Source organism: Aliivibrio sp. S3MY1 (assembly GCF_028765575.1).
Lineage (GTDB): Bacteria > Pseudomonadota > Gammaproteobacteria > Enterobacterales > Vibrionaceae > Aliivibrio.
Genome location: NZ_JARACO010000023.1, coordinates 46,256 through 54,606, shown reverse-complemented (window position 1 = coordinate 54,606; position 8,351 = coordinate 46,256). Strand labels below are relative to the sequence as shown.

8 protein-coding genes and 1 rRNA gene are annotated in these 8,351 nt (G+C 38.7%); 7 read left to right on the top strand and 2 right to left on the bottom strand.

Translation table 11 applies throughout. From position 1 onward, the window contains the following. Positions 1 to 124: 124 nt before the first annotated feature. Together rrf and PVK62_RS14055 are read left to right on the top strand one after the other, a co-directional pair. Positions 125 to 240, top strand: a 5S ribosomal RNA gene (gene rrf / locus PVK62_RS14060). A gap of 195 nt (positions 241 to 435) precedes the next feature. Beyond that, a complete protein-coding gene (locus tag PVK62_RS14055; protein WP_274445170.1) occupies positions 436 to 1,356 on the top strand; it encodes a manganese-dependent inorganic pyrophosphatase in 921 nt (306 codons plus the stop codon). 72 nt (positions 1,357 to 1,428) lie between these two features. Here PVK62_RS14055 and PVK62_RS14050 read toward each other — a convergent pair whose 3' ends face one another. Together PVK62_RS14050 and PVK62_RS14045 are read right to left on the bottom strand one after the other, a co-directional pair. After that, positions 1,429 to 1,581: a nonsense-mediated mRNA decay protein NMD3 family protein gene (locus PVK62_RS14050; protein ID WP_274445171.1), complete on the bottom strand. Its 153-nt coding sequence runs from the start codon at positions 1,579 to 1,581 to the stop codon at positions 1,429 to 1,431. A 201-nt stretch (positions 1,582 to 1,782) separates the two neighbouring features. Then, a complete protein-coding gene (locus PVK62_RS14045) occupies positions 1,783 to 2,313 on the bottom strand; it encodes a DUF2062 domain-containing protein (protein WP_274445173.1) in 531 nt (176 codons plus the stop codon). A gap of 6 nt (positions 2,314 to 2,319) precedes the next feature. Here PVK62_RS14045 and PVK62_RS14040 point away from each other — a divergent pair, with 6 nt between their 5' ends. Genes PVK62_RS14040 through kdsB form a run of 5 tightly spaced genes read left to right on the top strand, consistent with a single transcriptional unit; the run spans position 2,320 to position 8,322 of the window. After that, positions 2,320 to 4,626 carry a DNA internalization-related competence protein ComEC/Rec2 gene (locus tag PVK62_RS14040; protein WP_274445174.1) on the top strand — a complete coding sequence of 769 codons (2,307 nt, stop codon included), beginning with the start codon at positions 2,320 to 2,322 and terminating at the stop codon, positions 4,624 to 4,626. 34 nt (positions 4,627 to 4,660) lie between these two features. Next, positions 4,661 to 6,409, top strand: coding sequence for a lipid A ABC transporter ATP-binding protein/permease MsbA (gene msbA, locus PVK62_RS14035; protein ID WP_274445175.1), 1,749 nt, complete (start codon positions 4,661 to 4,663; stop codon positions 6,407 to 6,409). After that, the gene (gene lpxK / locus PVK62_RS14030; protein WP_274445176.1) at positions 6,409 to 7,416 is read left to right on the top strand and encodes a tetraacyldisaccharide 4'-kinase; all 1,008 of its coding nucleotides are present in this window, start codon (positions 6,409 to 6,411) and stop codon (positions 7,414 to 7,416) included. The genes msbA and lpxK overlap by 1 nt, the downstream gene beginning before the upstream one ends. Continuing rightward, a complete protein-coding gene (locus tag PVK62_RS14025) occupies positions 7,397 to 7,594 on the top strand; it encodes a Trm112 family protein (protein ID WP_065593208.1) in 198 nt (65 codons plus the stop codon). Before lpxK ends, PVK62_RS14025 begins: the two co-directional genes overlap by 20 nt. Beyond that, complete coding sequence (gene kdsB / locus PVK62_RS14020) at positions 7,576 to 8,322, top strand: 3-deoxy-manno-octulosonate cytidylyltransferase (protein WP_274445177.1); 747 nt, start codon at positions 7,576 to 7,578, stop codon at positions 8,320 to 8,322. Before PVK62_RS14025 ends, kdsB begins: the two co-directional genes overlap by 19 nt. Positions 8,323 to 8,351 lie beyond the last annotated feature (29 nt).

The following is an 8,351-nucleotide window of genomic DNA, read 5'->3' as shown; positions in this document are numbered from 1 at the left end:
AACGGATTCGTTAACCAAGACACAATATTGAATGTGATTAAGAATAAGCTTTATATAGAGCAACAGCTTTCCAGATTATTATATTTCCCTACTATTAGTGATTGGGAGATATAGACAAAATTTGCTTGGCGACCATAGCGTTATGGACCCACCTGATCCCATGCCGAACTCAGAAGTGAAACGTAATAGCGCCGATGGTAGTGTGGGGTTTCCCCATGTGAGAGTAGGACATCGCCAGGCTTCCAATTCGTTTTTATTTTTTCTTGAGAAGATGAAAACACAAGTGAAAGGCTCATACCGAAAGGTATGAGCCTTTTTCCGTTTGTAGAGTTATACCTATTCATATAATCGATAGTTTATATTCTATCGATACTTTCTGTTTTCAAATCGTCTCAATTTGTTAGAATAGCGCCATATTTAAAGGAGAGTAATACAATGTCAATGTATGTAGTGGGCCATAAGATCCCAGATTCAGATTCAATTTGTGGTGCAATCGCACTTGCTTACTTAAAAAATCAAATTGGTGAAGCAGCTATTCCTGCTCGCTTAGGTGAAGTATCTCCTGAAACCGCATTCATCCTTGAGAAATTTGGGTTCGAAGCTCCAGAACTTAAAATGAGCTATGCAGGTGAAGAAGTTTACATCGTAGACCATTCTGAAATGACTCAAGCACCTGACGATATTGCAGAAGCAACCATTGTAGGTATTGTTGATCACCATAAACTAGGTGATTTAACAACATCAACACCACTTGAATGCTGGATCCGTCCTGTTGGTTGTAGTAATACAGTTATCAAGATGATGTATGATTTTTACAACGTAGAGATCCCAAAAAATATTGCTGGTATCATGTTATGTGCCATTTTAAGTGATACAGTAATCTTCAAATCACCAACATGTACAACTGCTGATATTAAGTGTGTTGAAGCACTAGCAGAGATCGCTGGTGTTGAAGACTTTAAAGAGCTAGGCATGGATATGTTTAGAGTTAAATCAGCAGTAGAAGGCACAGCAATTCGTGATCTTGTTATGCGTGATTTCAAAGACTTTAATATGAATGGCGAGCTAGTTGGTATCGGCCAACTTGAAGTTATCGACTTATCTGTATTTGATGATATCAAAGAAGAATTAGAAGCGGATATCGCAGCAATGAAAGCTGAAGGTAATCGTCACACTATGATTCTACTTCTGACAGATATAATGAAAGAAGGCTCTGAGCTATTAGTTATCAGTGATAATGCAGAACTAACAGAAAAAGCTTATGGTAAAGCGACAGAAAATGGCCGTGTTTGGCTTGATGGTGTGCTTAGCCGTAAGAAACAAATCGTTCCTCAGCTACAAGAAGTTTTTGCTTAATTATTTTTGAATAAATGGCAGCGACAATATAATATTAGCCCATACTTTTGTATGGGCTTTTTATGGCAATTATTAAGCGGTAATTTCAATCTTAAGCTCTTGAGCAATAAGCCATATCCCATCTTTTTTAATAACGCCACAATCTGAACAGATCACTGTATTTTCATTGTCTGAAATGAGTAATTCATTCGAAAGACATTGTGGGCATTCAGTTAATTCATTCATCTCATCTTCCTCGAGCAGCTGCAAATAATGTACTGTGATTTTTATTAGTATTTGTATCTAATGATAATGGAACATAAAAATAAGATACGTACGAATATACTACATTAAGCGATCATACGTTTTATGTGCGGATGAAGTTTTGTGAACTGGCAGCAAAGTTTTACTGCCAGTTGTAGAAAGAAGGGAATAGAAAAGAGTAGATTAGTTTGAGCTAGGTAGTTTTAATCGTAATGTTCTTTTTTTCCAGCTACGTACGACTGAATAGCGCCAGAGAGCACGAATACCAAAATAGCCGATCAGCGCAGAAACGATCGCACAAATCGCACAACCTAAAAGAAAAGGGGGCCCAATAGTCGACATTTGAGAAGTGATAAAATCCCAAGATAACTCAAAATGAAAGTGTTGTGTAGGAGTCGACATTACCCAAGCTCCAATCTTGTAAGCACCATAAAATAAAACAGGCATGGTGACAGGGTTACTTATCCAAACTAATGCAATCGATAATGGTAGATTTACGCTACAGATAATCGCAAGACCTGCAGCCATGATCATTTGACTAGGTAGAGGAACAAAAGCCATAAATAAACCCACAGCAAAAGCACCCGCAGCGGATCGGCGATTTAAGCTCCATAAATTAGGGTTATATAAGACGTTACCAAATATCTTTAATGCTTTTTGGCGCTTAATGGTTTCATGGTTTGGTAAAAAACGTTTGATGAATTTTCTTGGCATAAGTTAATGCTTCTTTTTAATGACGTGCGGTTAAAGATTGCAGTCGTAATTTTTATTCTTTTATCATCAGCCTACTGGCCAACAAACCTGCCTTCGTTTGTATTTTTCTGGTGTATCCTTGGTTATGTGGTCACTTTGAGGTTTGATCAAGCTAAATTAATACAAGGCATCCTGCTAGGCTTAATCATTGCATCCTCACACATAACATACTATCAAAGCATAAATGAAGGGCTTTATAGTCAAGGCCATGATATTACCATCAAAGGTGAAATTCAAAGTCTAATTGCTTTTAAAGAAACAACATCTTCAATTTTAGTTCAAGTTCGTAATATTAACACCGTGCCTGTTATGTTTATTCAATCGCCATTAATACGAGTATCCCTTCGTGATTATAAAAAAAATCTTATAAATGAAAGCGATTCAGTCCTTTTTAAACAAGGGCAGGTATGGGAGTTTGATGTAAAACTGCGACCTCCAATAGGGCGGCATAATGAAGTCGGTTATAAACTTGAAGATTATGCTTTAGCTAAAGGTATTCACTCTTATGGCAAGATAAGCAATGCACTCTTATTAGAAGATACCCCATCAATAAGAAATCAATGGTTTGAGAGGGTTTATAACCAGACGCAAGATAAAGAGTTTCAATCTTTGTTATTGGCATTAACCTTTGGTTATAAAGGGAATATTGAAGCTCACGAGTGGCGAGTATTGCGTAATTCAGGCTTAGCTCATTTAATGGCGATTTCTGGGCTACATATTGGGTTTGTTTTCGCGATTGGCTGGTGGGTTGGAAAACTTTTCCGTGTGATTTACACAAAAGATAGATACCTTTGGTTCCCTGTTATAAGTGGGTGCTTATTTGCTGTTTTTTACGCTTGGCTTGCTGGTTTCTCATTACCCACAATAAGAGCGTTAATTGCGTGTTTCTTAGTTTCCTTATTATTGATCTTTCGATGTTTCTGGCCAAAACATCTCATATTATTATGGTGTCTAGTCGTCTGTCTTATCATCAATCCTTTTTCGTCATTATCAATGAGTTTCTGGCTTTCATTTAGTGCGGTCTGTGTGGTTTTTTTATCACTTCATTTTTATCAAATATTTATTCAAACTCACAGTAATACCGTTATTAGAAAATGGCTTCAAATTATCTTGGTGCAGTTTGGGCTCTTTGTTTTATTAGCACCAGTTCAAGGGTATTTTTTTACGGGAATTAGCTATCTATCACCATTGATAAATTTAGTATCAGTACCTTGGGTTAGTATTACGACTGTACCCTTGAGTCTATTAGCGGTAGTGCTTGAACCTATTAATACGGAAGTCGTTAATACTCTTTGGCGCTTGGCTGACCTTTCTATTTCACCCATTTGGTGGATTGCTGAAAAATCTGATCAAGCATGGCTATTGCTGTCGAAGAACGTCAACTTGATTATTATTTGTATGCTTGTGTTTGTTATACTTCGACTCCTTCTTCCTATGAGCCTTTTTATCCAGCCAATAGTTTTAGTTATTGTCGGGTCATTACTGATAAAACCGCAGAATGAGTGGCAGGTGGATTTCTTAGATGTAGGCCATGGATTGTCGGTTTTACTGTCCAGTCAGGGACATATCGTTGTCTATGATACTGGGATAAAATGGAACAATGGCAGCATTGCAGAAAGTGTTATAGAGCCAGTTCTACGTAGTCGAGGTATTCGTTCTATTGATGGGTTGATTCTTAGTCATTCTGATAATGATCACGCAGGAGGAAAGTCTTATTTAATAAACCACTTCGCGCCTCAATGGGTGAGGACGAGTGAGAAAGGTCAAGAGAGTGAACCTTGTATCAAGGGACAACAATGGCAAGCCGGGCCAATGGAGTTTACCGCTATCTGGCCACCAAAATTGGTAAATAGAGCGTATAATCCACATTCATGTGTTGTTAAGGCTAAAATAGGTCAGTGGACTTTTTTACTGACAGGCGATATTGATGCTATCTCAGAGATGTTGATATTAAATCAAAATGACTTTAAGGATGTTGATGTATTTTTAGTGCCTCATCATGGTTCGAGATCCTCTTCAACGGACCGTTGGGTTGATGAGATGAAAAATAAAATCGCAGTCGTATCTGCGGGACGCTTTTCACCATGGGATCTTCCTAGTGCTCTTATTATTAGAAAGCATGAAGAAAAAGGCATTAAGTGGCTAGATACTGCACAATTAGGGCAGGTTAGTATAACAAGTAATGATGACCAGTTACTTATAAAAGGTTATTCAATGCTCAATCACAGTGTCTGGTATAGAAAGCTATTTGGCGATAACCTAAATTCAGAGTAGAATAAAGGCAATTGTATATGAAGAATAAGTACTTATGATTATTGAAAAAGACGAATCTACATGGGCAACATTTAAACGATTATGGCCCCTTATCTCTCTTTATAAAGCTGGGTTAGGGGTTGCTGTTGTTGCGTTAGTTATAAATGCCTTAAGTGATACCTATATGATTTCATTATTGAAACCATTATTAGATGAAGGCTTTGGTAGTGCAGATTCAGATTTCTTAAAGAAAATGCCATTTATCATTCTAGCGATGATGTTTATTCGTGGTTTTAGTGGCTTTATTTCTGGTTATTGCATGAGCTGGGTTGCGAGTAATGTGGTAATGCGCATTCGACGCCAGATCTTCAATCATTTTATGCATATGCCTGTGAGCTATTTTGACCAAGAATCGACTGGTCGCTTACTCTCTCGTATTACCTATGATTCAGAACAAGTTGCCTCTGCAACCAGTAAAGCATTAGTAAATATTGTACGTGAATCAGCAAGTATTATTGGCTTACTTGGTTTGATGTTCTGGAACAGCTGGCAGTTATCTCTTGTTCTTGTTGTGGTAGCACCGATTGTTGCTTTTGCGATTAGCTTTGTTTCTAAGCGCTTTAGAAAGATCAGTAAAAATATGCAAACAGCAATGGGTTCGTTGACGGCAACCTCTGAACAAATGCTAAAAGGCCATAAAGTGGTACTTAGTTATGGCGGTCAAAAAGTTGAATCTGAGCGTTTTGATAACATCAGTAATCATATGCGTCAGCAAGGTATGAAAATGGTGGTAGCTCAAGGTTTAGCTAACCCTATTATTCAAATGATTGCCTCTTTTGCATTAGTTACCGTTTTATATTTAGCAAGTGTTGACTCAATTAAAGAGACATTAACTCCAGGTACATTTACGGTTGTTTTCTCTGCAATGTTTGGTTTATTACGTCCGCTAAAAGGCTTAACCAGTGTCACGTCAGATTTCCAACGCGGTATGGCTGCGTGTCAAACCTTGTTTGAATTAATGGATATGGATAAAGAAAAAGACGACGGTATTATTGCTAAAGAGAAAGTTGATGGTGAGATTAAAGTTGAAAATGTAACCTTTACTTACCCAACGGCTGAAGGTCCTGCTTTACGTAATGTGAGCTTTGATATACCGATGGGTAAAACGGTGGCTTTAGTTGGTCGTTCTGGCTCTGGTAAAAGTACGATTGCGAACTTATTTACCCGTTTTTATGATGTAGATTCTGGAGCTATTTCGTTAGATGGTGATGTGATTGAAGATTATAAGCTGCCAAATCTTCGTAAACACTTTGCGTTAGTTTCTCAAAATGTGCATTTATTTAATGATACGATAGCAAACAACATTGCTTATGCTTCAGAGGGTAAATTTACTCGTGAAGAAATAGAGAAAGCTGCAGAACTTGCCTATGCATCAGATTTCATCAATAAGATGGAGCAAGGTTTTGATACCATGATTGGAGAAAACGGTGCAAGCTTATCGGGTGGGCAACGTCAGCGTATCGCTATTGCTCGTGCTTTATTACAAAACGCATCGGTATTGATTCTTGATGAAGCGACATCAGCACTAGATACTGAATCTGAAAAAGCGATTCAATCAGCATTAGATGAGCTACAAAAAGACAAAACTGTATTAGTTATCGCACACCGATTGTCAACCATTGAAAGTGCAGATCAGATCCTAGTGATCGACGAAGGTGAAGTGGTTGAGCGTGGAACACATGCCGAACTCATTGCACATGATGGTGCTTATGCACAGTTACACCGCATTCAGTTTGGTGATTAATGGTTGAGAAAATTTGGTTTGATAACCATTTTTTAGGAAAGTTATTGTGGCCACTACTTTGGCCACTTAGCTGCCTATTTAAATGGATTGCATCTAAACGTAAAGCGGATTATCAATCAGGTAAGAAACCAAGTTATCGTTCGTCGGTTCCTGTTATCGTGGTTGGGAATATTACCGCTGGTGGTAATGGTAAAACACCAGTCGTGGTATGGCTGGTAGAGAAATTACAGCAGCAAGGCTACAAAGTGGGTGTCGCTTCTCGTGGTTATGGTGGTAAAGCCCCACATTACCCTTATTTGTTGACTGAAACGACAACACCCGATATTTCAGGTGATGAACCGGTATTGATTAAGCAGCGCACCAAAGCCGATGTCGCGGTTGCTCCTGTACGAAGTGAAGCCGTTAAAATGCTTGAAGCGCAGGGTGTGGATATCATTATTACCGATGATGGTTTACAACATTATGCCTTACAGCGCGATATCGAACTTATCATTATTGATGGTAAACGCCGCTTTGGTAATGAACAGTACATTCCTTTAGGCCCATTAAGAGAAGGTATCGAGCGACTATCAAGCGTTGATTTCTTGATTTGCAATGGTGAGCAGCCTCAACAAAATGAAATATCCATGAAGCTGGCTCCAAGCCATGCAATTAATTTAGTCACTGGGGAAAAATGTCCGGTAACTTCATTATCAAAATTGGTGGCATTTGCTGGTATTGGGCATCCTCCTCGTTTCTTTGATACCTTGAGTTTGCTTAACGCTGATGTCGTGCACACTCAAGGTTTTGGTGATCATAAAGCCTTTGAACCAACAGAAATTCAAAACTTAATGCAGTATGGCGAACAACTAATAATGACAGAGAAAGATGCCGTTAAGTGTCAATCTTTTGCTCAGTCGTCATGGTGGTATTTACCTGTTGATGCCGAATTTCCAGAAGAAAAAGCACAACAAATATTAAATAAAATTATAGAGGTAAAAGAACAATATGGATTATCGTCTTCTTGAAATCGTTGCTTGTCCTGTGTGTAATGGAAAATTGAACTACGATAAAGATAAGCAAGAGCTGATCTGTAAAATTGATCGTCTGGCATATCCTATCAAAGAAGGTATTCCAGTAATGATTGAGCCAGAAGCTCGTCGTATGACCATGGAAGAGGTGGAATTATGTCGTTCACAGTCATAATCCCTGCGCGTTATCAATCAACTCGTTTACCTGGAAAACCGCTGGCTGATATTTGTGGTAAACCAATGATCCAATGGGTTTATGAACAAGCGTCAAAAGCGGGTGCTGATCGCGTAATTATTGCAACAGATGACAGTCGTATCGAAGCCGTAGTGAAAGCGTTTGGTGGTGATGTATGCATGACCTCTTCAAATCATGAATCAGGCACTGAGCGCCTTGCTGAAGTCATTGAAAAATGTGGAATTACAGCGGATGAAATCGTTGTAAACGTTCAAGGTGATGAGCCTCTGATCCCACCAAGTATCATTCAGCAAGTGGCACAAAACTTAGCGGATTCTGTTGCGCCAATGGCAACGTTAGCAGTGACGATTGATGAAGAAGATGATGTCTTTAACCCAAATGCCGTAAAAGTGGTTACTGATGCTGAAGGGTACGCACTGTACTTTAGTCGAGCTTCGATCCCATGGGATCGTGATGCGTTTGCACAAGGTGAATCACTAACTGCGAATCCATTACTTCGTCATATCGGTATCTATGCATATCGTGCAGGTTTCATTAATACCTATATTAATTGGCAACCAAGTGTACTTGAAAAAATTGAGTGTTTAGAACAATTACGAGTGCTTTGGTATGGTGAAAAGATCCATGTAGCAGTAGCTAAAGAAGCACCTGCAGCAGGGGTTGATACAGCGGAAGATTTAGAAAAAGTTAGAGCTATTCTTAAATAAACGCACTCTGCATACATTACAAAGCCCGA

What these genes read in the sequence shown, in the direction of transcription:
- PVK62_RS14055 (WP_274445170.1), top strand. Translation starts at nt 436, where the DNA reads ATGTCAATGTATGTAGTGGGCCATAAGATCCCAGATTCAGATTCAATT.
- PVK62_RS14025 (WP_065593208.1), top strand. Translation starts at nt 7,397, where the DNA reads ATGGATTATCGTCTTCTTGAAATCGTTGCTTGTCCTGTGTGTAATGGA.
- lpxK (WP_274445176.1), top strand. Translation starts at nt 6,409, where the DNA reads ATGGTTGAGAAAATTTGGTTTGATAACCATTTTTTAGGAAAGTTATTG.
- kdsB (WP_274445177.1), top strand. Translation starts at nt 7,576, where the DNA reads ATGTCGTTCACAGTCATAATCCCTGCGCGTTATCAATCAACTCGTTTA.
- PVK62_RS14045 (WP_274445173.1), bottom strand. Translation starts at nt 2,313, where the DNA reads ATGCCAAGAAAATTCATCAAACGTTTTTTACCAAACCATGAAACCATT.
- msbA (WP_274445175.1), top strand. Translation starts at nt 4,661, where the DNA reads ATGATTATTGAAAAAGACGAATCTACATGGGCAACATTTAAACGATTA.
- PVK62_RS14040 (WP_274445174.1), top strand. Translation starts at nt 2,320, where the DNA reads ATGCTTCTTTTTAATGACGTGCGGTTAAAGATTGCAGTCGTAATTTTT.
- PVK62_RS14050 (WP_274445171.1), bottom strand. Translation starts at nt 1,581, where the DNA reads ATGAATGAATTAACTGAATGCCCACAATGTCTTTCGAATGAATTACTC.